Here is a 24,461-nt window from a genome sequence, read left to right on the forward strand (position 1 = left end):
CGCCAAAGGAAGGACGGCACACAAGTGGCTGGATGGCAGGATCTCGGAGCGAACACCTACGTCCTGGCCACGGAGCCGCTCCGGCTCAACATTGGCCTCGTGGTCGGCGAGGAGCGTGCGCTCGTGGTGGATACGGGCCACGGGCCCCGCCAGGGCGCCGAGATCCTCGCGGCGGTGCGCGAGAAGACGGAGCTGCCGCTCGTCGTCGTGAATACCCACGCGCACTACGACCACTACTTCGGCAACGCCGTGTTCGCGGCCGCCGGGGCCACGGAGTTCTACGCGCACGAGAACGCTGTCGCCGAGATCGCCCAGAACGGCGAGGCACACCGCCCGGCCGTGGCCGAGGCGGAGCCCGCGATGGCCGCTGGTGAGGGCGAGAACACGGAGATCGTCGTTCCCACGGGGATCGTGCGGGACCAGCCAGTGCTCGTGGACCTCGGCGGCGCTTCGGTCACGCTGTTCCACCTGGGCCGCGGGCACACGGACGGCGACCTGCTCGTGGGCACGGCGTCGACGCTGTTCGCCGGTGACCTCGTCGAGGAGGGCGCGTATCCGGAATTCGGGGACTCGTTCCCGGAAGAGTGGGCGGACGTGCTGCGCCACATCTCGGCACTGCGCAACCGGTACCAGTCGCTCGTGCCGGGGCACGGCCGGCTGTGCAGCGACGCGTTCGTGCGGACAATGGCCGATACTATGGCGACGGCGGTGCGCTCGGCCATCCAGGCCACGCGGGAGACGCCTGACGACGCCACCAAGGCAGTCCCGATCCTCCCATACGGACCGGAGCAGTCGCGGCTGTTCATCCGGCGGCTCAAGGCTGCCAGCCTGAGCTGAACCGCTTTCGCCAGGCACGCCGACGAGAGGGGCAGCACGATGGAGATGTCAGCTGGGGAGCAGACTCCGCCACCGGTTCCGATGACCCGCCGCGAGGCCCGGCGCCTGCGCGAAGCGGAGGAGGCGGAACGCCAGACGTCGCGCGGGCAGTCCGGCGGCGGGCAGGCTGAACCCACGGTTGATCCGGTTGCGGATGGGGCTCCTGGCGAGACGCCTCCTGACGAGGCGCCTGCCACCGGAGGGCGCACGGTTGAGCCCCAGACGGAGGTGGCGCACGACGGCGACCGCTCGCCGGAGCGGGCCGGTTCGGCTCCCGACACGGCTTCTCCCGACATGCCTTCCGACGATCGGGATCGCGCTGGCACAGTGGGGAGCGAGCAGCAACGGGAGGCCGCAGGCGGCGGCGAACCCGCAGGCGAGGGGCAAGCCGCGCCGTCGGCCGTCCCGCTCGGTGCGGGCGGCGTCCCTCCCCGACCGCAGGCCCCGCCGATTCAGCAGGCGGCAAAACCTCCCGAGCGGCCGACGGCGGCTCCCCAGACTCGGGCGGCTCCCGAGGCAAGGCCGTTGGCGCCGCGGGTTGCGCCCGTCGTGCGGTCAGGGCCGTCGCCCACCGCGCCAGCCCCCGTTATTCAGACACCCGAACCTTCCGTCGCGGCGCCCGTCGTTCCGGCCGCTCCAACGCCCGAACGACCGGCACCCGTCCCACCGACGAGCCGGCACGTCGAGAGGCCGGCCGAGCCCACGGTCGCAACCGTCCGCGAACGCTCCGTCGCCCCCACGCAGGAGCCCGTCGAGGCGCCGGCGGGGTTCATCCGTTCGGTTCCCGTTCCGCCGCCCGGGGGGCTCCGCGGCTTCCTGTACCGGGTCACGGGCGGGGCACTGAACCTCGGCCAGTCGGAGCGTGCGCGTCAGGACGAACTCGTCCAGAAGCAGATCTCGCGTCGCCTGGAGGGGAACTGGAACACAGCTTTCCTCTCGCTCAAGGGCGGGATCGGCAAGACATCCACGACGGTGGGCGTAGGCCTGACGCTGGCAGAGCTGAGGCCCGAGCCTCCGTGCGCGATCGACGCGAACCCGGATGCCGGCGATCTCGTGGAGCGTGCCCTCGGCGAGGGCTCCTACGAGTCCGAGCGGCGGCACTCGATCACGAGCCTCCTGAGGGACTTCGACACCGTGAACTCGCGGGCGGACCTCGTGAAGTACCTCCACCACGCCGGCAGCCTGCACCTTCTCGCGGGGGAGCAGGACCCGGAGCTGTCCGATTCCCTCACGCCCGAGGACTACCGCCGCGTGCACGCACTCGTGAAGAGGCACTTCACCGTGACGCTCACCGACTGCGGGACGGGGGTGAGCCGCCCCGCGATGCGCGGAATCCTCGAGGACGCGGACAACATCGTGGTCGTGGCCGGATATGCGGTCAGCGGTGCGAAGCGAGCGCGGGACACCCTGCGGTGGCTGTCCGCGCACGGCTACGATCGCCTCGCCCAGAGCGCGATCGTCGTCGTCACCGACAAGGATGACGTTTCGGCCCGGGTGGACAAGAGTGCGATCGAGGCGACGCTCTCCGGGATGTGCCGCGCGCTCGTGACCGTGCCGCACGACCGGTCGATGGCAGATGGCGACCTCGTGGACCTTGACCGCCTGCGCCCCGCGACGCGCGAGGCGTACCGGGAGATCGCGGCGGCGATTGTCTCGGGCTACCAGCGGCAGGGTCCCCAGGCCTAGAGCCGCGAGAGGGGCCAGAAGGCAGGAGGAGCACGGCCGCCCCCAATAGCGGCCGTGTCCCTTCTCAGTGCTGCCCCCATGACGTCCGCACAGCACCGAACAGGGCGCTCACGCACCCGCACGGTTCTTCGCGAATGGTTTATCCAGACACTGGACTTAAGATACCCGCGGCCACGGCGACAAACAAGGGGATTTGGGCCCAGTCTGCTCGCCTAGAGTGGGGGAGTGGTTCGATCAGGCAACGAGCGGTTCTCCCTCCTCTCGATCGCCGTTCCGGCCTTCGGCCCGTCGGTGCTCTTCTCCCTCGGCGAGGGCGCGGTGCTTCCGGTCGTGGCGCTCTCCGCGCGTGACCTCGGCGGTTCCGTGGCGGTTGCCGCCCTCACCGTGACGCTGATCGGCCTCGGATCGCTCGTCTTCAACCTCCCGGCCTCGCTCCTCACGGTCCGGTTCGGCGAGCGCTGGGCGATCGTCGGGGCGCAGGCCACGGGGGCCATCGCCCTCGTGACCGCGGCCCTAGCGACCCAGCTGTGGCAGTTCATGCCCGCGCTGGTGGTGCTCGGAATGGCGTCCAGCGTCACGAACCTGGCCCGGCAGAAGTACCTCACCGAGGCGGTGCCGGCGCAGTTCCGCGCCCGCGCCCTCTCGACGCTCGGGGGGACGCTGCGGATCGGGCTGTTCCTCGGACCATTCCTCGGAGCCGCCGCGATCTCCGTGGGGGGCCTCCGCGGCGCGTACTGGGTCGGAGCCGTCGTGTTCGTGGGCGCGGCCGCGGTCGCGCTGTTCATGCCTGATCTCGAGGACGACGTCGCCGGGCCCTCGCGGGCTCCCCAGCCGCGCCTCGGCCGGGTCGCGGCCGCGCACTGGAGGGTCCTCACCACCGTGGGGCTCGGGGTGCTGTTCATCTCTGCCGTCCGGCAGTCTCGGCAGGTGGTCATCCCGCTGTGGGCCGAGCACCTCGGCCTGGATGCCCAGGCTGCCTCTCTCGTCTACGGAATCGCCGGAGGCGTGGACCTCCTCCTCTTCTATCCCGGCGGCCGGCTGATGGACCTGCGCGGCCGGCTCGCGGTCGCGATCCCTTCGATGACCATCATGGGCCTGGCCCTCATCTCCATGCCGTCCACGTCCTCGTTCTGGCCGTTCCTGGGGGTCTCGTGCCTCTTGGGCCTCGGCAACGGGATCGGGTCCGGAATGATCATGACCCTCGGCGCCGACTTCTCTCCCGCCCACGGACGGGCACAATTCCTCGGGCTGTGGCGTCTCATGGCGGACACCGGGAGCACCGTGGGGCCTATCCTCCTCTCGGCCGTCACCGCCGCTGCAACTCTCGGCATCGGCGTGGCCGCGACAGGTGGGCTCGGGCTGGTGGCAGCAGCCGTGCTCGCGTGGAGCGTCCCGAGGGCGCAGGCGAGCCCTCGCGCGTGAGACGCGCCCCCGTGGGGCGCGGGTGGCCGCGTACGACGGCGCGCGGCCGGGTTCCGCGGTTCAGGCAGCCCGGCAGCTGTGGAGAACCGACAGGCCCCGCGGTTCAAGTGCGGCGCGCGGCGGCGCTCACGAGCCAGGACGCCGCCACAGAGACGAGGTATCCGCTGATCGCGACGAACGCGCAGCCCGCCCAGAAGTAGTTCGTGGTGCTCGCCTCCTGGCCGGGCAGGGGCGCGATGCGCACGAGCGCCACGACCGCCACTGCGGCGGCACCCAGACCCGCGAGCGTGGGCAGGGCGACCCAGAGGCGCGAGGAGCCCGGGTGGCTTCCGAAGCCCTCCCAGGCGTTCCAGCTCCGGCCGGTGATCAGCACGACCCACGCCGCGGGGGCCATGAAGACCGCGACGACGAGGAACGCGGCCACGATATCCGCCGGGCGGTGCCACTGGTTCACGAGGGTTGCGATGCCGGTACCGACGGCGTACGTGGCGCCGGCGAACGCGACGAACGGCCGCCAGCGCGGCGAGGACACGAGGAAGATCGCCGCGGCGGCCGAGGCTGCGAGGGTCGTGTGCCCGGAAGGAAGGGAGTTCTCGGTGAAGGTCTCAATGCCGCGGTAGGGCCTCGTGAACACGTCGTTCTTGAGCACCTGCGTCGCAAGGTTGGCGGCCCCCGCGGCGGCGAGGGCCGTGAGGGAGGCGGCCCACCGGCGTCGCACGATCGCGGCGTAGCCGAGCGCGCCCGCTCCCAGGGCGGCGGAGATCGCGGGCAGGAAGTCAAGGAATCGCAGGGAGGCCTTGACCGCGGTTCCGTACAGCTCGGTCGCCTCCACGAGCGCCGACTCGTCGATGAACTGGCCCGTCGTGGTGCGCACGAAGAACAGATAGGTTCCGATGAGGCCGGCCACGGCCGCGAGGGCTGCGAGCAGGAACGGGCCGATCGGCGGCCGCCGGGAACGCATCGGTTCGGGGTCCTCGGTCGGCGTCGCGTGGCGTGCTGCCTGGGTCGTCTCTCTCGCGTTGCTCTTGACGGGCATGCGGTCTACCCTCCCACACGCATCTGAGGAGCGCCCAAGCGGAGCCTGGCAGGGGCGCGGCGGTCAGGGGCGTGCGCTGGCCGTGTGCGACCGGCGCGCCGCCCGGGTGACGAGGCGGCACGCCGCGGCCGAGCACGCGTATCCGCTGGCCGTGATGGCTGCCGCGCCGGCCGCGAAGAACTGGGGAACGGTGCCCACGCGCCAGCCCTCGGGGGGCACCACGAGGACGAGCATGAGTGCAAGGGCGGCGACGACGGCCGCGCCGAGGGCGATACGCAGGGACACCCGTTCCCAACGGATCCGCAGCTGTGGGGGAGTGCCGGAGGCGCGTTCCGTCCGCAGCGCGAGCCACGTGGCGGGTGCCGCGATGGCGGCCACGAGCAGGAAGGCAGCCACGACGTCCGCCGCGAGATGCCACTGGTTGACGAGCATGACGACGCCGGCCAGCACGGCGTAAGTGGCCCCAGCGAACGCCGCAAGCGGGCGGTAGCGCGGCGTGACTGCGAGGTAGACGGCTGCTGCGGCGGAGGCCGCAAGCGTTGCATGGCCCGAGGGCATCGAATTGCCGCCGAGCGCGTTGTGGCCGAGGTCGGGACGGTCGAGAACGTACTGCTTGAGAACGTAGGTGGCCGCGTTGGCCGCGAGGGCCGAGACGAGAGCGATCGCGGAGGCGACCCATCGGCGTCGTATGAGCGCGGCCCAGCACAGCGCCGCCGCGGCGAGCACCACTGAGAAGGCAGGCATGCCGTTGAGGAAGGCGAGGGTGGTCCTGGACCAGGCGCCGAACATGGCGGCGGATTCGAGGAGCCCGCGCTCGTCAAGGTTCTGGCCGGCGTTCGTGCGGACGAACACGAGGTAGACCGCGGCGAATCCGGCCGCGGCCGCCAGCGAGGCGAGCAGGAAGGGCCCCGGGCGCACGGGGCTCGGAGAGGCCATGGAACCAGCCTGTCATGCCGTCCTGTACGGCCGCCGATGGGCCTGCTGTGATGCACGTGACATCGAGCACTTGACACGTGTTAGGTGTCACATCTACGATTCCTAACACGTGTTAGGCGCGGTCCAAAAGACCGCACAACCCCCTCAAAAGGAGAGTCATGGGCGACTCGCTCACTCTGCGCGAGATCTCGCGGCGCACCGCGCTCGGGGCCCTCGGCGCTGGGATCCTCGGAGCCACGGTGGCCTCGTGGCCCCGTTTGACCGGCACCGACATCCCCGGGCGCAACGACGGAAGCCTCAGCATCGCGATCCTCGGCACGGCCGCGGACGCGGCGGCCCGCCAGAAGGCCGTCGACGCGTTCCGGCGCCTCCACCCCGAGATCAAGGTCCGCGTCCAGGCCATCCAGGCAGTGGACTGGAAGGACTTCTTCAGCAAGATCCTCACCATGGTCGCCGCCGGCAACCCACCGGACGTCGTCTACGTGGCCACCGAGGGCGCGCAGCTCTTCGCCGAGAAGCTCGCGCACCCGCTCGACGAGTACCTCCGCCGCGACGCGTCTGTCATGGCCGAGTACTTCGCCGATGTCCACCCGAGCCTTGTCGAGGCATTCATGTACCGGGGGAGCCTCTACCAGCTCCCGATGGACTGGAACGCGGCGGACATGTACTACAACACGAAGGTGTTCGCCGCCTCTGGGCTCTCCCGCCCGGCCGACGACTGGACCCACCTCGACTTCCGCTCCTCGCTCGCGGCCATGCGCCGCGCCAACCCGAGCGGCTTCACCCCCTACTACTGGACCAACCGGCTCTTCGGCGGCGTGGTCCCGTGGCTCTACGCGAACGGCACCTCCTTCCTCGCCGAAGAGCGCGCCACCGGCGGCGACTGGCTCTGGGACCGCTTCTACGGCACCGACCCCTCCCGCGCGTCCCGCTCCGGCGGGTACCTCTGGCAGACGCCCAACGCCGATGACCCGCGCGTCTTCGAGACCTTCGACTTCCTCCGCGGACTCGTCAAGGACGGCCTCGGAGTCCGCCCCGAGGAAGGCGGCGGCAACTCGCTCGTCGGGCTTTTCGCCTCCGGCCGCATCGGTGCGACGCCGGCTGGCGGCTACTGGGTCCAGGGCCTCTCCCAAGCGGGAATGGGCCCGGGCGACTTCGACGTCTCCTTCTTCCCCCGCTGGGCGAGCGGCCCCGGCGCTGCCGCCCAGCGCCACCAGTTCGGCACCGCCGGCTACGCGATCATGAAGACCGCGAAGGACAAGGACGCCGCGTGGGAGTGGATCAAGTTCAGCTCCTCCCGCGAGGCGATGGAGCTCATCTTCTCCACTCCGACCACAACCCCGGCCCGCCGCTCGATGGTCAACGAGGCCCTCTACTCGGGCAAGGGTCCAGCCCATTGGAAGGTCTTCTACGACACCTTGGACCGGTTCCCCGCGACCGGTCCCATCCCCGCGCCGCCGCAGCAGGCCGCCGTCGAAACCGCACTCATCAAGAACGTCTCGCTCGCCGTGAGCGGGGACGAGCAGCAGCTCAAGAGCGCGCTCGCCTCCCTGCAGAGCGACCTCGAGCTGGCCCTCAGGAGGACCGCATGAGCACCATGGCCGCCCGCCCCCGCGCTTCCCGCATCCGCGGGGCCTCGAACCGGGGCGCCCCCGCAGCCGCCCCGGGCGCCGTGCCCAGCGCATCGCGCGGCTCCCGCGCGATGGCCTGGCTCTTCCTCGCCCCCACGATCGTCGGCATGGGTGTGTTCACCCTCGTCCCCATCGTTGCCTCCGTGGGGCTCGCCTTCTTCCGCTGGGACATCCTCAGCGCCCCGCAGTTCGCGGGGCTGGACAACTTCGCCGAGATGGCCACGGACCCCACGGTGCGGGTGGCCTTCGGCAACACGCTCGCGTTCGTGGTCGTCGCCGTCGTGCTCCAGCTGGGTGTGGCGCTCGGCCTCGCCGTCCTCATCCAGGACCGACTGCCGAACTGGCTGCGCGTCTTCTTCCGCTCCGCGTTCTTCTTCCCGCTCATCCTCTCTGCCGCGAGCGTCTCGATCTTCATGAAGTACCTCTTCAACGAGCAGTTCGGCGTGGTCAACTGGCTCCTCGGCACAGTCGGCATCCCGGCGGTCCCGTGGCTCACGACGCCGTTCGGCTCGGCCTGCGTGGTGGTGCTCGTCTACGTGTGGCAGAACTTCGGGTTCTCGTTCCTGCTCTTCCTCGGCGCGCTGTCCGCGATCCCGCAGGAGACCTACGAGGCGGCGTCCCTCGACGGCGCGACCGGATGGCGCAAGCACCGCTACGTGACGCTCCCGCTCATCAGCCCCACCACGCTCGTGGCCTCCGTCATGGCGATCATCAACGCCCTCCAGGTCTTCGACCAGCCCTACGTGCTCACCCGCGGCGGCCCCGGCGACTCGACCCGCACGGCCGTCATGGTGATCTTCGAGACGGCGTTCCAGCAGCTCCAGTTCGGCAAGGCCTCCGCGATCGGCGTGGTCCTCATGCTCGTCATCATGGCCGTCACGGCCCTTCAGTTCCGGCTCAGCAAGCGCTTCGTCTTCTACCAGTGAGGCCCACCATGACCACCACCGCGACCCCAGTCCCCGCCACCCCTTCGAACCGGCGAGCCCGCTCTGGCAGTCCCGTGCAGCAGGACCACAGCCCGCGCCCCTGGGCGACACGCCGCCGTCGCCCGCTCGACTGGTCTCTCGCCGGCCGCATCGCGGTCCTAATCCTGGCCGCGGCGCTCACGCTCGGACCCGTCCTGTGGACCCTGTCGACGTCGCTGCGGCCCCCGGCGGACTCGCTCAAGCTGCCGCCCGCGTTCCTCCCCCTCAACCCGGACTTCAGCTCCTACGCGCAGGTCTTCAAGCAGGTCGACATGGCCCTGCTCGTGCTCAACAGCGCACTCGTCACGGGGCTCATCGCCCTCGGCCAGATGTTCTCCGCGGCGCTCGCGGGCTACGCGTTCGCGTTCCTGAAGTTCAAGGGGAAGGGCGCCCTCTTCTCCCTCGTCCTCGCGACCATGATGGTCCCGGTCCAGGTCACGATCGTGCCTGTGTTCATGCTCATCCGCGGCATGGGCCTCTCCGACACGCTCCTGGCCCTCATCCTCCCGGCCATCCCCACCGCGTTCGGCACGTTCCTCATGCGGCAGTACTTCCTCGGACTCCCCGCCGAGCTCGCCGAGGCTGCCGCGATCGACGGTGCGTCCCCGTTCCGCATCTTCCGCTCCGTCTATGCGCCACTGGCCATGCCGGGCCTCGCGATCGTGGGGATCCTCGCCTTCAACTTCCACTGGAACGAGTTCTTCCGGCCCCTCATCCTGACCATCTCCGAGCAGAACTTCACGCTGCCCCTCGGCCTCGTGTCCCTCCAGGGCAACATGGGCACCGGGAGCATCTCCGTGGTCCTCGCCGGCGTCGTCCTGTCCATGATCCCTGCGCTGATCGTCTTCCTCGTCGGTCAGCGCACCCTCCGCGACGGCCTCACCGCCGGCGCCGGCAAGTAGAAAGCACCTCCATGACCTCCGTGTACCCCGCACCCGTAACCGTCGCGCCGGTCGCATCTCCCGTGGCTGCGTCGGCCGCGCACCCGGACCGCTCCTTCCCCCGCCTCCACCCGCGTCCCGACCGGGGCTGGGTCAACGACCCCAACGGCGTCGCCTTCGCCGACGGGCGCTGGCACGTGTTCTACCAGTACAACCCCGAGTCGGCGCGCCACCACCGCATCCACTGGGGCCACATGAGCTCGCCGGACCTCGTGTGCTGGGACGCCCACCTGGTGGCGCTCGCGCCCCAGGAGGGCGGACCGGACGCCTACGGGTGCTGGACCGGCGTCGTCACCCACGACGCCGGCGTGCCGACCGCCGTGTACTCCGGTGTGGTGGACGGTTCCGGTCGCTCGCAGGTGGTGCTCGCCCGCGGCTCGGTAGACCTCGAGGCATGGACGCAGGACGGTACCGTGGCCGCCGGGATGCCCGCCGACCCGCGCGTCGTCGCGGTCCGCGACCCGTTCGTGTTCGAATTCGCCGGGCGGCGGTGGGCCCTCCAAGGCGCCGGCCTCGACTCCGGGCACGCTGCTCTGCTTCTGTACGGCGCCGACGACCTGTCCGCGTGGGAATACCACGGCGTGTGGCTCACGTCGGAGGACCCCGTGGCGGCCGGACTGCCCGAGGCGAACATCTGGGAGTGCCCACAGCTGGTCCATTCGGGGGACTCCTGGGCCGCCGTGGTCTCGCTGTGGCGCGACGACCAGCTCACCGGCGTGGGGCACCTCGTGGGATCGCTCGCGCAGGACCCCGCCACTGGGCTGCCCGTGTTCTCCCCCCGGGCCACCGGCCTCACGGACCTTGGAAGTTCGTTCTACGCGCCGCAGGCCGTCCAGGTCCCTGCCTCGGCAGGCGCGCCCGAGCGGGTACTCGTGTGGGGGTGGGCCAAGGAGGCTGCGCCGGCCGGGGTCCGAGGCCGGACGCAAGAGGACTGCGACGCCGTCGGCTGGTCCGGCGCGCTCACGTTCCCGCGGGAGCTGGGCGTGCTCGGCGACGCCGTCGAGGTGCGTCCCGCGTCCGAGCTCGCCGCGCTGCGAGCCGCGGAACTCGCGCCGGTCACCGGCTCCGCGCACGACGGCGGCACGCACCTGCCGCTGCCAGACCAGGCCGAGGCGGTGCTCACCGGCTCGGGCGCTGTGCGCCTCGTGCTGGGTGCGGCCGGGGACCCGCTCTGCGAACAGCTCGTCTGGGAGGGCGAGCTCGCGGCGGGCGACGAGGTGCGCGTGCTCCTCGACGCCTCGATCATCGAGGTCTACCGGGCTGGCGGCGTCCCGACGACCCTGCGCGCCTATCCCCGTGGCGAGGAGACGTACTGGCTCGACCTCGGCCCCGGCGTCGCCTTGAGGGCCTGGCGCCTCGCGGTGCCCGGGAAGTAGGATTCACCCGGGAACCGCCGTGCGCACCCGGGCGCGGATCGTCCGGCCGGTGACCGGTCGGGTCCGGCGGCAGGCCGCCTCGAAACGAGGTCCACGCCTCCCCCGAGCCCGTGGCTGGCAACCGTTCGCGTCTACCGACCGAGGCCCCACCACTGCCCCCGAGTTACGTTGCTACTTCAAGTAAAGGGTCGCGCTGCGCGCGGCCTTAGCCCCGGGGCCCTTCGGTGCGCCGGGGCTAACCTCAGGCTAAGGCTGGTTCAGCGGAAGATCGCGATTGGGTGGAGGATAACCGTGGGGTATTCGAGACGAATATCGCTCTCTTCAACCGTTACGCCCAAAGCTGCGGCGGGCTCGATGAAGTTCCGCAACGCCTCCGTAATCGTCGATGTCTCCAGCTCCGTCGGCGGCGCGTCCCGAATTATCCGGATAGAAGGAACCTTTTCCTCGGGTACCAAAAGGTGTTCGATCTGTCCGATAATTGTGTACTGCCCCTCAATGGCCTGAGCCCCAGCGACCAAGTACCTCTCATCCAGTCTCGCTACCACTTTGGGATCCGAAACCCCAAACGGATTCAGTTCGACGAGGATGTTCTTCGCATCCCCTTTACCCTTCATCCATCCAAGCATCTGACGGGCAGTCTTCTTTGTCTCAGCAACATCCGCCGCCTTCTGTTTGAACACAGAGTCAGGGTTGGAGGCCTCATTGGCGAAGCTAATGAAAGTATTAAAGATCTGATAGAGAGGAGCGAGGGCGACGTGAGCCTCGAGCCGGACGGTCTCACCCACACCGAGCTCCTCGCGGGTGTCCGCATCCCAACCCTCGAGCACTCCGAGTGCGTCAGCGGCATCCAGGTGGCCAAACCATGCGTCAAAAGCCGAGAACTTGGTCCGCGTCAACACCAGTTCCTCTTGAACGTTTTTAGTCGACGTCTTCTTTCCGCCTGCCTTAACCGGCCCATACCCGATCGAGCCATCCAAGCCACCCTCGCTTGCTTCGGACGCCTTTTGGATAATTTCATCCACCTTGCCAGATTCAAAGGCAGAAAGAGAGTTGATGATCGTGTCGTGATTCAGATATAAGAACTCACGATGGATCCGAACCTTTGGCTTCTTATAGTTCCCCACCGGAGCAACCTAGCACCCCAAGAGGGCCGTTTCTTGACGACTTGCGGGGTTGCGCGAGTGTGGCCCCCCGGTGGACCGCGAAGAGGAGGCCGCGCAACGTTCCGGAGCTGGGGTGGGGCGGATCCTGCGTCGTGCCGGTTCTATGCCGACCGCTGGTTCGACGCCGCTGCGGGACCGGTCGACTCGCGCTCCACGAGCGTGCAGGGGACCAGCAGCGGCTCCGCAGGCGGCGTGCCCGAGCCGCCGCCCGCCGTCGTGCGTGACAACAGTGGACCCCCCGCGTCCAGGGCCGCGAGGACGGCCCGCATGGCCTCCTCGCCGATGGTCCGGAGGGGGAGCGCGACAGTGCTGAGCGGAGGCACCATGACCTCGGCGACACGCCGTTCGTTGTCGTAGCCCATGATGGAGACGTCGCGGGGGACCTCGAGCCCGAGGCGCGCGGCGGCGAGGACCATGCCGACCGCCGCGCGGTCGTTGCCCGCGAGGAGCGCGGTGGGACGCTCCTCGGGAGGCGCCGAGAGCAGTGCCGTGGCGGCATGGTGCCCCGGCGCGAAGTCCCAGCCCGCCTCGATGACCCACTCCTCGCGCACGGGGAGCCCCGCCTCGGCCATCGCTGCGCGGAACCCGGCCTCGCGGAGCGCGACCGCGGGGGAGGAGTACAGGCCCCCGAGGAAGGCGATGCGTCGGTGGCCGAGGCGGATGAGGTGCGCGGCGGCGTCGTGCCCGCCCCGCACCTCGTCAGGCTGGATCGACGGCAGGGCCGCCGAGCCCGGGGGGGAGTCCGGGGCGGCGTAGCAGTTCGCGAGCGCCGAGGGGACGCTGAGCATGCCGCGGGGCACATGCAGCTCGTGGAGGCCCACCGTGACGTAGATGAGCCCGTCGACCTGGCGGTCAAGGAGCGTGCGGACGGCGTCGAGGTCGCGGCCCGCGTCCTGCTCGGTGTCGGTGGCGAGGGTCACGAAGCCGTGGCTGCGGGCGAGCGCGTCCGCGCCGGCGATGATCTCGCCGTCGAACGGGCTCGTGACAGCCTCGTCGGAGACGAGTCCGATGACGCGGGAGCGCCGGTCGCGCAGGCTCCGCGCGATCGCATTGGGCGTGTAGCTCAGCTCCGCGGCCGCCGCGAGGATGCGCTCTTGGGCCTCCTTCGCGACGTTGCCGTCCCCCCGCCCGTTGAGCACGAGCGAGACGGCGCTGCGGGACACGCCCGCGCGGTGCGCGACGTCGAGTGCTGTGGCTTTACGGGTCATGGCCGCAGTGTACCTGACACGTGTGCGGTTGGCTGTGCGCCCGTGCCTCTGGCCCCGATGCCGCGCCTCACAGCCGCCTCCGATACCCTCGGGAACCGTGATCCAAGACTGGTGGCAGGAGTTCGTCAACGGGTTCGTGCAGGGGTTCGCCCGCACGGATCCCCTCGTGGTGCCGCCCACGGAGCTCGCGCTCCTCCTCGGTGCCGCGGCCGCGCTGTGCGTGGTCCCGGTCCTGTGGCAATTCTTCGGCCGGTTCGTGACCATCGTCCATGAGCTGGGGCACGCGTTCGCGGGGCTTGCGACCGGAATGCGCGTCACGGGTATCACGCTGCGCCTGGACCAGGGCGGCACGACCCACGGTGTGGGCCGGGGGAGGGCCGTGTGGTTCGGCTTCTGGGGGTACCCGTCGCCCGCAGTGGTGGGGGCGGTGCTCGTCTGGGCGTCCGCGGCAGGGTTCGGGCGGGCAGCGCTGTCGGTATCGGTGGTGCTCCTCGTTCTCGTGTTCCTGTTCATCAGGAACATGGCCGGGGTGTTCATCCTCTCCGGAGCCATCCTCGCCGTCGCCGTGATCGTCGTGGCGGTCCCGCCGGATGTCCAGGGTCACCTGACCCTCGCGGTCGGACTCGCGCTCGTGCTCGGCGCCGCGCGCGACTGGTGGAACGTCGTCTCGGTGCACACGTCGCGCCGCCGGGAGCTCGGCAGCTCGGACGCCTACATCCTGTCCCGCAGGACCGGGGTTCCCTCGGCCGTGTGGCTCTTCGCCTTCGCCGCCGTCATCGCGCTCGCAGGCCTTGCCTCGTGGGCCGTGCTGGCCGGCGCCGTGCTTACAGTGGGCGCATGAGCGCTGTCTGGCCCCCCACATTGCCCGACCTTTCGGAGCTCGAGGCAGGTGCCGCCGTCGTGCGGCTGCCGATGCGCGTGAAGTTCAGAGGCGTGACCGAGCGCGAGGCGCTGCTCCTGCGGGGCCCGGCAGGGTGGGGCGAGTTCGCGCCATTCCTCGAGTACGACGACGCCGAAGCCTCCCGCTGGCTCGCCTCCGGCATCGAGGCCGCGTGGGAGGGGTTCCCAGCACCGGTCCGGGAGCGGGTTCCGGTCAACGCCACGGTACCCGCAGTCCCTGCCGGGCAGGTGCGGGACGTGCTCGCGGCCTTCGGCCCGGTCGACGCCGTGAAGGTGAAGGTCGCCGAGCTCGGGCAGTCCCTGGCCGACGACGTCGCACGGGTCGCCGCCGTGCGCGAGGCCCTTCCCGAGGCCGACCTGCGCGTCGACGCCAATGCCGGCTGGACGGTCGCCGAGGCCGTCGAGGCGCTCACCCTCCTCGGGGAGTTCGGCCTCGAGTATGCCGAACAGCCCGTGCCCGGGATCAATGGGCTCGCCGAGGTGCGTGCGCTGCTCGAGGCGCGCGGGACGCCCGTGCGAATCGCCGCCGACGAGGCCGTGCGCAAGGCCGAGGACCCGCTCCGCGTGGCCCGGGCCCGCGCCGCCGACCTCATCATCGTCAAGGCCGCGCCCCTCGGCGGGGTGCGTCGGGCCCTGGAGATCGTGCGCGAGGCGGGGCTGCCCGCCGTCGTGAGCTCGGCGCTGGACACGTCGGTGGGGCTCGCCGCGGGCGTCGCGCTCGCGGCGGCACTCCCGTCGCTGCCGCACGCGTGCGGGCTCGGAACCGGGGCGCTCCTTGCGCACGACGTCGTGCGCTCGCCTCTCGTGCCGGACGGCGGCTTCATCTCGGCGGACCGTCTCATGGAGCGGGCGACGCCGGACCCTGAGCTCCTCGCGCGCTTCGCGGCGCCGGCCGAGCGGCGCGAGTGGTGGCTCGAGCGCCTCCGCCGCTGCCACGCCGTCCTCGCCGCTGCCCGCCCCGCCATCTGAGGGTCACCTTCTGAGGGTCGCCCTCTGGGGGTCACGTTCTGGGGTCACCTTCTGACCGGATTCGGGAGGCGTCCGGGTCCCGAGCCGGGTCAGCGGCGGCAGATGAGATGGGCCACGAGGGCCGTCCAGCCGGTCTGGTGGGACGCGCCGAGGCCCGCGCCGGTGTCGCCGTGGAAGTACTCGCTGAAGGTCGGGTGCGCATCCCAGAGCGGGCCTGGGGGGTGGGCACGCGGGGTGCTGGGCCTCCGGCTGCTTTCCGCACCACTGCTGCTGGGGTCTCCGCCGCCCGGCCGGAACAGCCGGATCAGGCGGTCCTCGATGTCGCGCGCGGCCGCCGCAAGCGGGATCCTCGTGCCCGAGCCGGTGGGGAACTCGACCTCGAGGCCCTGCCCGACGCCCTGGGCATACACGGCCAGCGCGTCCGCGACGAGCACATTGACGGGGAACCACACGGGCCCGCGCCAGTTCGAGTTCCCGCCGAAGAGACCCGAGTCCGATTCGCCCGGAAGGTAGGCGATGGACATCGGTGTCCCCGCGACGTCGACCGTGAACGGCTCCCGGTAGGCCGCAGAGAGTGACCGGAGGCCGAAGGGCGAGAGGAACTCCTGCTCGTCGAACAGCCGCGTCAGGACGCGGTCGAGCCTGTCTCCGTGCAGGATCGCGAGCGTGGTCCCGCCGTCGCCGCTGCGGATGAGGGCGTCCGTCGCGTCGGGCCGGTGCCGCTGGAGCCAATGGAGGCTCTGCGCGTAGTCGGGCAGGGCGGACGTCATCGCTTCCGGCGCGACCGCCACCGCGAGGAGCGGGAGGAGCCCGACCATCGAGCGCACCGGGAGTCGCTGCTGGGAGCCGTCCTCGCCGAGGAGCACGTCGTAGAAGAAGCCGTCGGCCTCGTCCCACAGGGACACCTCCGAGCTGCCGAATGCCTCCATGGCCTCTGCGATGGCGAGGAAATGCTCGAGGAACTTGGTCGCCAGATCGTCCCAGACCCGGTCCTCGCGGGCCAGCTCGAGCGCGATCCGCATCATGGTCAGGCACGAGAACGCCATCCAGCTCGTCGCGTCCGACTGCTCGAGCCGGTGGCCCGCAGGGAGATCCTTCGACCGGTCGAACAGGCCGATGTTGTCCATGCCGAGGAAGCCGCCCTCGAAAAGGTTGGAGCCATCCGCGTCCTTCCGGTTGACCCACCACGAGAAGTTCAGGAGCAGCTTCGCGAAGACGCGCATGAGGAAGTCCGTGTCCCGCGCGCCGTCGAGGAGGTACACCTGCCACGCGGCCCACGCATGCACCGGCGGGTTCACATCCCCGAACGCCCATTCGTAGGCCGGAAGCTGCCCATCCGGGTGCATGGCCCACTCGCGGCACAGCAGCACGAGCTGGTTCTTGGCGAACTCCGGGTCGACATGCGCGAGCGCGACGCAGTGGAACGCGAGGTCCCACGAGGCGAACCACGGGTACTCCCATTCGTCCGGCATGCTGATGACGTCGGCGAGCGCCAGGTTCCGCCAGCCCGTGTTCCGGCCCGATGGCCCACGGCGCCCGTCCGGCGGCGGAGGGAACGCCGGATCGCCCTCGAGCCACTCGCGCACCGAATAGCGGTAGTGCTGTTTGCCCCACAGGAGCCCCGCGAAGGCGCGCCGGGCCACGAAGGCGTCGCCCGCCGTCGTGCCATCGCGGCGCTCGGGTCCTGCGAGCCTGCTCGAGGCCCCAGCACTGCCCGTGCCCCCAGCACTGGCCGGTGCCGGGATCACGGTCGCGTAGAACTCGTCCGCCTCGCGCTCGCGGTCGGCGAGGACGTCGTCGAACCCCTGGCCGAACGGGTCCGCGGGCAGGATCTCACCGGTGAGCCGCAGGCGCACGGTCACGCTCGCCCCGGGCGCGACGGCGTCCGCATGCCACCGCAGCGCGGCCTTGGTCCCGGTCTCGGCCGGGTTGAGCAGGGAACGGTCGCCGCGTACGACGGCGGCGTCCACGGCGTCTTTCGGGTGCGGCGAGCGGTTCTCGCCGCCATCGAAGAGGGCCGCGCTGTTGCTCTCGTTGTCGCAGAAGAGCGCCTCCGGTGCGCCGAGGGGTCCGGAACCGTCGGCGGCGAGGAGGTAGCGGCCGAGGAATCCGTGCGTCGCCTCGAGGGCCACGACCGACGGTGGCGAGAGCTCCGGGGCGCGCAGCCTCCGGAGGGCCGGGACCCGCGTGTCCCGGCCCCATCCCCAGGTGTTGCGGAACCACAGTTGGGCGATGAGGTCCAGGGGCGCGGGGTCCGGGCCGCGGTTGGTCGCGGTGATGGTCACGCAGATGTCATCGGGGGAGGCCTTCGCGTGCACCGTCTCGACGTCGAAGAAGCGGTCCTCGGCCAGGACGCCCGTGTCGGCGAGCTCGTACTCCTGGGCCGTGCGGGGCAGCGAGCCGTTGGTGCGCACGAGATCCTCGTACGGGTAGGCGGCCTGCGGATAGCGGTAGAGCGTCTTCGCCCACGAGTGGGTGGGGGTTGCGTCGAGGTGCCACCAGTGCTCCTTGACGTCCTCGCCGTGGTTGCCCTGGCCGTTGGTGAGGCCGAACCAGCGTTCCTTGAGGCGGTCGTCCCGCCCGTTCCAGAGGGCCACGCCGAGGTTGAGGAACCCGAACCGGTCGCAGAGCCCAGCAATGCCGTCCTCGCCCCACCGGTACGCGCGGCGATGGGCGTGGTCGAACGGGAAGTAGTCCCACGCATCGCCGTCGGGGGAGTAGTCCTCCCGAACGGTGCCCCATTGCCGGCCCGCTAGGTACGGGCCCCAGAGGCGCCACGGATCGGTGTCGCCGGGGGACTCTGAGAGGCGGCGGTGCTCGGCGGTGGTGGGCGTCGGCTGGTCGGATCGGGTTCGGCTCTGCCCTGCGCTCGGCGTCATGGGACCAGTCTGCCAGCAGCATCCGACAGACCAAGGAGCGCGCCGGATCGTCGTCCTGCGCGGCTCGGAAGGGCCGCAAGTCCCTACGATGGGGAGGTGAGTCCCCTCAGTTCTCTCGACGCCGCCCGCGAAGCAGTCTCCGAACTGCTCGCGGGCGGCGTCCGCTGTGTTGTTGTGTGCCCGGGCTCCCGGAGCGCACCCCTCGCGTACGCGCTCGCAGAGGCCGAGGGGAGGGGCCATCTGGAGCTTGTCGTGCGGATCGACGAGCGTGCGGGCGGCTTCACTGCCCTCGGCGCGGCCCTCTCCTCGGGACGGCCGACGGCGGTCGTCACCACGAGCGGCTCGGCCGTCGGGAACCTCCTGCCCGCCGTCATGGAGGCCAACCATGCCGAGGTCCCCCTCATCGTGCTCTCCGCCGACCGGCCCGAGGAACTCCACGGAACCGGCGCCAACCAGACCACCGAGCAGTTCGACCTCTTCGGCGAGCACGTGCGGTTCGCCGTGACGGTCGAGGCTGGCGCGTCGCCGTCGTCCTCCGTCCGGACGGCGGTCTCCGCGGCGACAGGGGTGCTCGAGGGCGTCCCCGCCGGACCGGCCCAGCTCAACCTGTGCTTCCGCGAGCCGCTCGTCCCCGAGGACGGATGGGAGCCACCGCTGAGCGGATGGGACCCTCCGCCCGTCCAGGAATACGCGTACCGGCGTCCGCCCGTGGCGGCGCTCAGCGGGCTTGAGCCGCGGCGCACGGTGGTCCTCGCGGGCCACGCCGCCGGGCCGATCGCTGAGGCGTTCGCCGCGGCGCATGGCCTTCCACTCCTGGCCGAGCCCAGCTCCAACGCCCGCTTCGGCGGGCACGCCGTCGGCCCCTACCGGCTCCTGCTCGACGGGCCGCCAGGAGACGTGATCGAGCGGGTCGTGCTGTTCGGCCGGCCCACGCTCTCCCGCCCGGTCACCGCGCTCCTCGCGCGTGAGGGCGTCCAGACCGCCCTGTACCACCCGCGCCCGGCGGCGTGGTTCCGTGAGGGGCGCCGCCGCGAACGCCTCGTGGCGGACCTCGACGTCCTCTCCGAGTTCGCGGGCCGCGGCGCCGAGGGCTGGCTGGACGCGTGGCTGCTTGCCGGTGCCGCGGCCCAGGAAGCGGTGGACCGAGTCATCGGCGCCCCGGGCGCCGCGCTCAGCGGCCCGCGTCTGGCCCAGCTCGTGTGGCAGAGTGCGAGGGGCCAGCTCATGCTCGGTTCCTCCAACGGGATCCGGGACGCCGACCTCGCCGCGGCCCCGCCCACCCTGCCCTGGGCACGCGTGTTCGCCAACCGCGGCCTCGCCGGCATCGACGGGACGGTGTCCACGGCCACCGGACTCTGGCTCGGCCGCCGCGTCGAGACCACGGTGTTCCTCGGCGACGTCACGCTCCTGCACGACGCCGGCGGGCTGCTCCTCGGCGAGGGGGAAGCCGAGCCCGACCTGCGCGTCGTCGTGCTCAACGACGCCGGCGGGGCGATCTTCGGGATTCTCGAACACGGACGGGTGGGCGGCGAGCCGGGCCGCCCGGGCGCGGCAGCCGCCGTCGAACGGCTCTTCGGCACGCCCCACCGTGCCGACCTCCGCGCGCTCGCCGCGGCGTACGGGATACGGCACACGATCGTGCGCACGACGGCGGAGGCCGCGGCCGCGCTGTCGGCTCCCCGGCGGGCGGGGCGCGAGATCGTCGAGGCGCGAGTGGACAGGACCGGGCTGCGCGGATTGCACGCCCGGATCCGCGCGGCGGTGGCAGACGCCGTGGGCGTCACCTCCTGATGAGGGGTCACCTCTCGGCGTTGCGGAGTCAGGTGTCAACGTTGCGGAGTCACTTCTCAATGTTGCGGGGGCACGTGTCTAGGACGGGCGTTCTCTGCTTTAGAAAGGTGACCCCGCATCGCAGGGAGGTGACCCCGCATCTGGTGGGAGGTGTGGGCATCGTCTGTCATCCCGGACGGCACGCCGGCCTTCGGGGCTTGATTCCCTCGCCTGCATGTTGTCCAATAGTGAAACAGAAGTTGCCTGTGATGCACATCTCATCCGGCCGGTGGCAGGGGTAGGATTGGACGTCGCACTAGCACTCTTGACATATACCTCACAAGTAAAGGCAGAGATATGACTTTCTCCGCGAAGCTCGCGGCCAAGGGCGCAACCGTCCTCGCTGTCGGCGCTCTGGCACTCACCGCCTGCACGAACGCCTCCGAGACCGGCGGCGCTAAGCCCTCAGGCACGTCCTCCGCGGCGGCCTCGTTCGACCCGAGCAGCGTGGCCAAGGACGACTCGCTCGCTTCGCAGGTCCCTGCCGCGATCAAGTCCAAGGGCACCCTCGTGATCGGCTCCGACACGACGTATGCCCCGGCGGAGTTCCTGGGCGGTGCGGACAACCACACCGCGATGGGCTACGACGTGGACATCGCCAAGGCGATCGCCGCGACGCTGGGCCTCAAGGCCGACGTCCAGACTGCGGAGTTCACCGGCATCCTCCCGGCGCTCGGCCCGAAGTACGACCTCGGCATCAGCTCCTTCACGATCACGAAGGAGCGTCTTCAGGCGGTCAACTTCGTGAGCTACTTCAACGCCGGCGTCTCGTGGGCCGTCCAGAAGGGCAACCCGAAGAAGTTCTCGACCGATGACGTGTGCGGGAAGTCCATCGGCGTCCAGACCGGAACCACCGAGGCCGACGAGGTCAAGGCCCTCAGCGACAAGTGCACGGCCGGCGGCAAGACGGCGATCAACATCGTGACCCTCGATAAGCAGACGGACCTCAACACCCGTCTCGTCAACGGCGCCATTGACGCGATGTCCGCAGACTCGCCCGTGGTCGCCTACGCGATCCAGCAGACGAACGGCTCGCTCGAGAAGGTCGGCGAGACCACTGAGGTCGCGCCTGAGGGCATTGCCGTTGCCAAGGGCGACACCGCGCTGGCCGACCTGATCCAGAAGACGATGACCAAGCTCATCGCCGACGGCAGCTACAAGAAGATCCTCGACGGGTGGAACAACTCCGACGGCGCCGTCACGAAGTCTGAAGTCAACCCGTCTGTTTCCTCGTGACCACCATGACTACACATCGGATGGAAACCCCTGAGGCCGTGAAGGGCGGCGCGCCGGAGCTGCTCAAGGCTGTCCCGGTGCGCCACCCGTGGCGGTGGGTCGGCGCTGCCGTCATCCTGATCCTCGTGGCCCTGACCGTCCAGAGCCTTGCGACGAACCCGAATTTCCACTGGGACACGTTCGCGCTGTACGTCCTGGATGTGAACATCATCCGGGGCGTGGGCTGGACGCTGCTCCTGACGGTCCTGTCGATGGTGATTGCGATCGTGCTGGCGATCCTTCTGGCGTTCATGCGGCAGTCGGACAACCCGATCTTCCGCTGGTCTGCCTGGTTCTGGGTGTGGTTCTTCCGCGGCACCCCGGTGTACACCCAGCTGATCTTCTGGGGCCTGGTCTCGGTGCTCTACCCGAAGCTGAGCGTTGGGGTGCCGTTCGGTCCCGAGCTGTTCGCCTTCACGACGCAGGACCTGCTGAACGCGTTCTGGGCGGCCGTGCTGGGCTTGGGCCTCAACGAGTCCGCGTACCTGGCGGAGATCTTCCGTGCCGGGCTGAAGTCCGTGGACAAGGGCCAGATGGAGGCCGCCGAGGCCCTCGGGATGCGCAACGGCAAGATCATGTGGCGCATCATCCTTCCCCAGGCCATGCGCATCATCGTGCCACCGACGGGCAACGAGACGATCGGCATGCTCAAGACGACCTCCCTCGTCCTGGCCGTGCCGTTCACACTGGACCTGACGTTCGTCTCGAACACCCTGGCCAACCGCACGTACCTGCCCATTCCGCTGCTCATCGTTGCGGCCTTCTGGTACCTGCTGGTCACGAGCGTGCTCATGGTGGGCCAGCACTACATCGAGAAGTACTACGGCAAGGGCGTGGACAACCTCGCCCAGGCCCCGGTCAACGCGGCGGCGGCCAAGGCCGCCGGGGCAGGCTTGGGTCCCGCATCGCAGACCATGCCCGGCGGCCCGACCGTGGCCGGCAAGGACATCGAGGAGAGCGGACGATGAGCGCACCAGCTCCCGAGAACACAAAACGCCTCCGTCCCGGGGCCAGGGAACTCGTCCGGATCGAGGGCGTGCACAAGTACTTCGGCCAGCACCACGTGCTGCGCGGGATCGACATGAGCGTCAAGTCCGGCGAGGTGGCGGTGCTCATCGGACCCTCTGGGTCCGGCAAGTCCACCCTCCTGCGCTGCATCAACCACCTCGAGACGATCAGCGCCGGCCGGATTGCGGTCGACGGCGAGCTCATCGGCTACCGCGAGCACGGCGGCAAGCTCCACGAGCTTACGGTCAAGGACATCGCCCGCCAGCGCCGCAACATCGGCATGGTGTTCCAGCGCTTCAACCTGTTCGGCCACAAGACCGCCCTCGAGAACGTCATCGAGGCCCCGATCCAGGTCAAGGGCCAGGACCGGGCTGCCGCCCGGAAGCGGGGGCTCGAGCTCCTCGACCGGGTCGGCCTGTCAGAGCGGGCCGGGCACTACCCGGCCCAGCTCTCCGGCGGCCAGCAGCAGCGTGTGGCGATCGCCCGTGCCCTGGCGATGGATCCCGAGCTCATGCTCTTCGACGAGCCCACCTCGGCCCTGGATCCCGAGCTCGTCGGCGATGTGCTCAACGTCATGAAGGACCTCGCGAAGTCTGGTATGACCATGATCGTCGTGACGCACGAGATCGGGTTCGCCCGTGAGGTCGGGGACACCCTGACGTTCATGGACGGCGGCGTGGTGGTCGAGTCGGGCAACCCCCGTGACGTCATCGCCAATCCGCAGCACGAGCGGACCCAGGCGTTCCTGAGCAAGGTCCTCTAAGACCAGAGACCCCGCAACGGCTCGCCAGAGACCCCACAACGGACCTGATCCGTTGTGGGGTCTCTGGCGCTAGCGCTCGATGCCGAGCGCCTCGAGCATCGGACGGAACTTGGCCCACGTCTCGGCGAGCTCCACCGCGGGCTGGGAACCCTCGACGATCCCGCACCCGGCGTACAGCCGCATCGCCGTCGGCGACTCGATGACCCCGCCGCGCAGCGCGATGCCCCATTCTCCGTTCCCGGCGGCGTCGAGCCAGCCCACGGGCCCCGCATACGGCCCGCGGTCCATGGCTTCGAGCTCCCGGATCAGCGCCCCCGCGACCGAGGTCGGCGTGCCGCACACGGCCGCGGTGGGATGCAGCGCATTGACGAGCGCGAGAGAGGTCGGCACATGCCCCTCGACGTCGGCGAGCTCCGCCTTGACGTCCGAGGCGAGGTGGAACACGTTGGGCAGCTCGAGGATGAACGGTTCGTCGTGTGCGTTCATGGCCTCCGAGAACGGTTCGAGGGCCGAGGTGAGCGACTGGATCGCGATCTCGTGCTCGTGCCGCTGCTTGGGCGAGCCAGCCAGGACGCGTTCGGCGTAGTTCTCGCCCTTGCCGTTGGCCTCGCGCCGGTCGAGCGTGCCCGCGAGCACGCGGGCCTGCGCCGTCCGACCCTCGACCTGGATGAGCATCTCCGGAGTCGCGCCGACCAGCCCGTCGACGCCGTACACCCACGTGTCCCAGTACGCCGCCCCGAGCCGCCGCAGCACCTCGTGCCGCTCGATCGGAGCGCCGTGCGTGACGACGATGTCCCTCGCCAGCACGAGCTTCTCGAGGTCGCCCGCGGAGATCCTCGCGACGCCGGCGGAGACCGCGTCCATCCACCGCTGCTCGCCGAGCGCGCCGGGGCCGAGCGTGACTGGCCCGTGCAGGGTCGTCTCGGGGAACCCTGGGCCGGCCGCAGCCGTCTCAGGTCCGGCGCCCCCGCGGACCGCGCCGTCGCCCGCGGAGTCCGCGTGCGCCGTCGTGCCTCCGGAAAGCTGGTTCGCCGCGCCGGTGCGGGACGCGAGCACGCGCACGACGGCGGCCCGCACCTCGGGTTCGCTGGGCTCGCGGCCGTCGTTGGTCACGAGCGTGGCCCATCCGCGGCCATCACGGATGCCGATCACGAGCTCCGGCACGATGAGCCGCGACAGGTAGCGCGATGTCTTGGAGAACGCGAAGCTGCCGAACGCGAGGAGGCCGGTGCCGGGATGCTGCACGGGATCGGTGATGCAGGCGTCGAGGGTGACCTGCTTCCACCACGCCTCGGCCTCGATGAACCGTTCAGGCCCGGTGACGCTGAAGCGGGCCGCCTCGCCGAATCCGACCTGCCCCTCGCCGCGACGAATCCAGCAGTACGCGTCCGGTGCGGTGAGGCATGTGCCCAGATCTGCGGTGCCCAGACCGTCGGTGCCCTGATCGACCGTGCCCAGATCGATCGTGAGGGCGCGCAAGGGATGCTTCATGATGGATCAAGAGTACGCGGTCGGGACACGTGGCCGACGGCGTGCGCTGCTTGCGCGCCGCGGGAGACGGCAGGACGCCATCCGGGCATGCCGTGCAGGCCCGGGC

The 24,461-nt window shown here is 70.4% G+C and carries 19 protein-coding genes; 13 read left to right on the top strand and 6 right to left on the bottom strand.

The features are described from left to right. Window positions 1-24 precede the first annotated feature (24 nt). The 3 genes from RBS60_RS00160 (at window position 25) to RBS60_RS00170 (ending at window position 3,984) form a co-directional block, all read left to right on the top strand. A complete protein-coding gene (locus RBS60_RS00160) occupies window positions 25-837 on the top strand; it encodes an MBL fold metallo-hydrolase (RefSeq protein ID WP_307955496.1) in 813 nt (270 codons plus the stop codon). A gap of 39 nt (window positions 838-876) precedes the next feature. Next, the gene (locus RBS60_RS00165; protein WP_307955497.1) at window positions 877-2,562 is read left to right on the top strand and encodes a MinD/ParA family protein; all 1,686 of its coding nucleotides are present in this window, start codon (window positions 877-879) and stop codon (window positions 2,560-2,562) included. Between the two features lie 225 nt (window positions 2,563-2,787). Continuing rightward, on the top strand, window positions 2,788-3,984 hold the full coding sequence (locus RBS60_RS00170; RefSeq protein WP_307955498.1) for an MFS transporter: 1,197 nt from the start codon (window positions 2,788-2,790) through the stop codon (window positions 3,982-3,984). Between the two features lie 103 nt (window positions 3,985-4,087). Here RBS60_RS00170 and RBS60_RS00175 read toward each other — a convergent pair whose 3' ends face one another. Then, on the bottom strand, window positions 4,088-5,020 hold the full coding sequence (locus tag RBS60_RS00175) for a phosphatase PAP2 family protein (RefSeq protein WP_307955499.1): 933 nt from the start codon (window positions 5,018-5,020) through the stop codon (window positions 4,088-4,090). A 63-nt stretch (window positions 5,021-5,083) separates the two neighbouring features. Continuing rightward, window positions 5,084-5,956 (bottom strand): phosphatase PAP2 family protein, encoded by an 873-nt coding sequence (locus RBS60_RS00180; protein ID WP_307955500.1) that lies wholly within the window; start codon window positions 5,954-5,956, stop codon window positions 5,084-5,086. A gap of 158 nt (window positions 5,957-6,114) precedes the next feature. Between RBS60_RS00180 and RBS60_RS00185 the strand changes: the two genes are divergently transcribed. The 4 genes from RBS60_RS00185 to RBS60_RS00200 are packed head-to-tail and all read left to right on the top strand — an operon-like array spanning window position 6,115 to window position 10,869. After that, window positions 6,115-7,548 carry an extracellular solute-binding protein gene (locus tag RBS60_RS00185; RefSeq protein ID WP_307955501.1) on the top strand — a complete coding sequence of 478 codons (1,434 nt, stop codon included), beginning with the start codon at window positions 6,115-6,117 and terminating at the stop codon, window positions 7,546-7,548. Further along, window positions 7,545-8,513 (top strand): carbohydrate ABC transporter permease, encoded by a 969-nt coding sequence (locus tag RBS60_RS00190; protein WP_374049183.1) that lies wholly within the window; start codon window positions 7,545-7,547, stop codon window positions 8,511-8,513. Before RBS60_RS00185 ends, RBS60_RS00190 begins: the two co-directional genes overlap by 4 nt. Window positions 8,514-8,521: 8 nt before the next feature. Then, on the top strand, window positions 8,522-9,454 hold the full coding sequence (locus RBS60_RS00195; protein ID WP_307955502.1) for a carbohydrate ABC transporter permease: 933 nt from the start codon (window positions 8,522-8,524) through the stop codon (window positions 9,452-9,454). Window positions 9,455-9,465: 11 nt separating this feature from the next. Next, window positions 9,466-10,869: a glycoside hydrolase family 32 protein gene (locus RBS60_RS00200; RefSeq protein WP_307955503.1), complete on the top strand. Its 1,404-nt coding sequence runs from the start codon at window positions 9,466-9,468 to the stop codon at window positions 10,867-10,869. Between the two features lie 257 nt (window positions 10,870-11,126). Here RBS60_RS00200 and RBS60_RS00205 read toward each other — a convergent pair whose 3' ends face one another. Beyond that, window positions 11,127-11,993, bottom strand: a complete 867-nt coding sequence (locus tag RBS60_RS00205; protein WP_307955504.1) for a hypothetical protein — start codon at window positions 11,991-11,993, stop codon at window positions 11,127-11,129. A gap of 140 nt (window positions 11,994-12,133) precedes the next feature. Beyond that, window positions 12,134-13,240 carry a LacI family DNA-binding transcriptional regulator gene (locus RBS60_RS00210; protein ID WP_307955505.1) on the bottom strand — a complete coding sequence of 369 codons (1,107 nt, stop codon included), beginning with the start codon at window positions 13,238-13,240 and terminating at the stop codon, window positions 12,134-12,136. Window positions 13,241-13,337: 97 nt separating this feature from the next. On the opposite strand from RBS60_RS00210, the gene RBS60_RS00215 reads away from it, so the two are divergent. Beyond that, entirely contained in the window at window positions 13,338-14,081 is a 744-nt protein-coding gene (locus RBS60_RS00215) for a M50 family metallopeptidase (RefSeq protein WP_307955506.1), read from the top strand. Continuing rightward, a complete protein-coding gene (locus tag RBS60_RS00220; RefSeq protein ID WP_307955507.1) occupies window positions 14,078-15,109 on the top strand; it encodes an o-succinylbenzoate synthase in 1,032 nt (343 codons plus the stop codon). Before RBS60_RS00215 ends, RBS60_RS00220 begins: the two co-directional genes overlap by 4 nt. Window positions 15,110-15,198: 89 nt before the next feature. Here RBS60_RS00220 and RBS60_RS00225 read toward each other — a convergent pair whose 3' ends face one another. Beyond that, entirely contained in the window at window positions 15,199-17,988 is a 2,790-nt protein-coding gene (locus tag RBS60_RS00225) for an MGH1-like glycoside hydrolase domain-containing protein (protein ID WP_307955508.1), read from the bottom strand. 96 nt (window positions 17,989-18,084) lie between these two features. On the opposite strand from RBS60_RS00225, the gene menD reads away from it, so the two are divergent. From menD to RBS60_RS00245, 4 genes are all read left to right on the top strand, one after another. Then, the gene (gene menD, locus RBS60_RS00230) at window positions 18,085-19,779 is read left to right on the top strand and encodes a 2-succinyl-5-enolpyruvyl-6-hydroxy-3-cyclohexene-1-carboxylic-acid synthase (RefSeq protein WP_307955509.1); all 1,695 of its coding nucleotides are present in this window, start codon (window positions 18,085-18,087) and stop codon (window positions 19,777-19,779) included. A gap of 336 nt (window positions 19,780-20,115) precedes the next feature. Then, entirely contained in the window at window positions 20,116-21,054 is a 939-nt protein-coding gene (locus RBS60_RS00235; protein WP_307955510.1) for an ABC transporter substrate-binding protein, read from the top strand. A gap of 20 nt (window positions 21,055-21,074) precedes the next feature. After that, window positions 21,075-22,061, top strand: a complete 987-nt coding sequence (locus RBS60_RS00240; RefSeq protein WP_307955511.1) for an amino acid ABC transporter permease — start codon at window positions 21,075-21,077, stop codon at window positions 22,059-22,061. Further along, a complete protein-coding gene (locus RBS60_RS00245; RefSeq protein WP_307955512.1) occupies window positions 22,058-22,864 on the top strand; it encodes an amino acid ABC transporter ATP-binding protein in 807 nt (268 codons plus the stop codon). The genes RBS60_RS00240 and RBS60_RS00245 overlap by 4 nt, the downstream gene beginning before the upstream one ends. A gap of 69 nt (window positions 22,865-22,933) precedes the next feature. Here RBS60_RS00245 and RBS60_RS00250 read toward each other — a convergent pair whose 3' ends face one another. Next, entirely contained in the window at window positions 22,934-24,355 is a 1,422-nt protein-coding gene (locus tag RBS60_RS00250) for an isochorismate synthase (protein ID WP_307955513.1), read from the bottom strand. Between the last annotated feature and the right edge of the window lie 106 nt (window positions 24,356-24,461).

The organism is Sinomonas sp. ASV486 (genome assembly GCF_030908215.1).
In the GTDB taxonomy this organism is placed as follows: domain Bacteria; phylum Actinomycetota; class Actinomycetes; order Actinomycetales; family Micrococcaceae; genus Sinomonas; species Sinomonas puerhi.

Bases quoted from the DNA above. Each gene is read 5' to 3' on its own strand.
- RBS60_RS00200 (WP_307955503.1), top strand. From the start codon at position 9,466: ATGACCTCCGTGTACCCCGCACCCGTAACCGTCGCGCCGGTCGCATCT.
- RBS60_RS00220 (WP_307955507.1), top strand. From the start codon at position 14,078: ATGAGCGCTGTCTGGCCCCCCACATTGCCCGACCTTTCGGAGCTCGAG.
- RBS60_RS00240 (WP_307955511.1), top strand. From the start codon at position 21,075: ATGGAAACCCCTGAGGCCGTGAAGGGCGGCGCGCCGGAGCTGCTCAAG.
- RBS60_RS00210 (WP_307955505.1), bottom strand. From the start codon at position 13,240: ATGACCCGTAAAGCCACAGCACTCGACGTCGCGCACCGCGCGGGCGTG.
- RBS60_RS00225 (WP_307955508.1), bottom strand. From the start codon at position 17,988: ATGACGCCGAGCGCAGGGCAGAGCCGAACCCGATCCGACCAGCCGACG.
- RBS60_RS00185 (WP_307955501.1), top strand. From the start codon at position 6,115: ATGGGCGACTCGCTCACTCTGCGCGAGATCTCGCGGCGCACCGCGCTC.
- RBS60_RS00235 (WP_307955510.1), top strand. From the start codon at position 20,116: ATGACTTTCTCCGCGAAGCTCGCGGCCAAGGGCGCAACCGTCCTCGCT.
- RBS60_RS00250 (WP_307955513.1), bottom strand. From the start codon at position 24,355: ATGAAGCATCCCTTGCGCGCCCTCACGATCGATCTGGGCACGGTCGAT.
- RBS60_RS00165 (WP_307955497.1), top strand. From the start codon at position 877: ATGGAGATGTCAGCTGGGGAGCAGACTCCGCCACCGGTTCCGATGACC.
- RBS60_RS00175 (WP_307955499.1), bottom strand. From the start codon at position 5,020: ATGCCCGTCAAGAGCAACGCGAGAGAGACGACCCAGGCAGCACGCCAC.
- RBS60_RS00180 (WP_307955500.1), bottom strand. From the start codon at position 5,956: ATGGCCTCTCCGAGCCCCGTGCGCCCGGGGCCCTTCCTGCTCGCCTCG.
- RBS60_RS00245 (WP_307955512.1), top strand. From the start codon at position 22,058: ATGAGCGCACCAGCTCCCGAGAACACAAAACGCCTCCGTCCCGGGGCC.
- RBS60_RS00190 (WP_374049183.1), top strand. From the start codon at position 7,545: ATGAGCACCATGGCCGCCCGCCCCCGCGCTTCCCGCATCCGCGGGGCC.
- RBS60_RS00195 (WP_307955502.1), top strand. From the start codon at position 8,522: ATGACCACCACCGCGACCCCAGTCCCCGCCACCCCTTCGAACCGGCGA.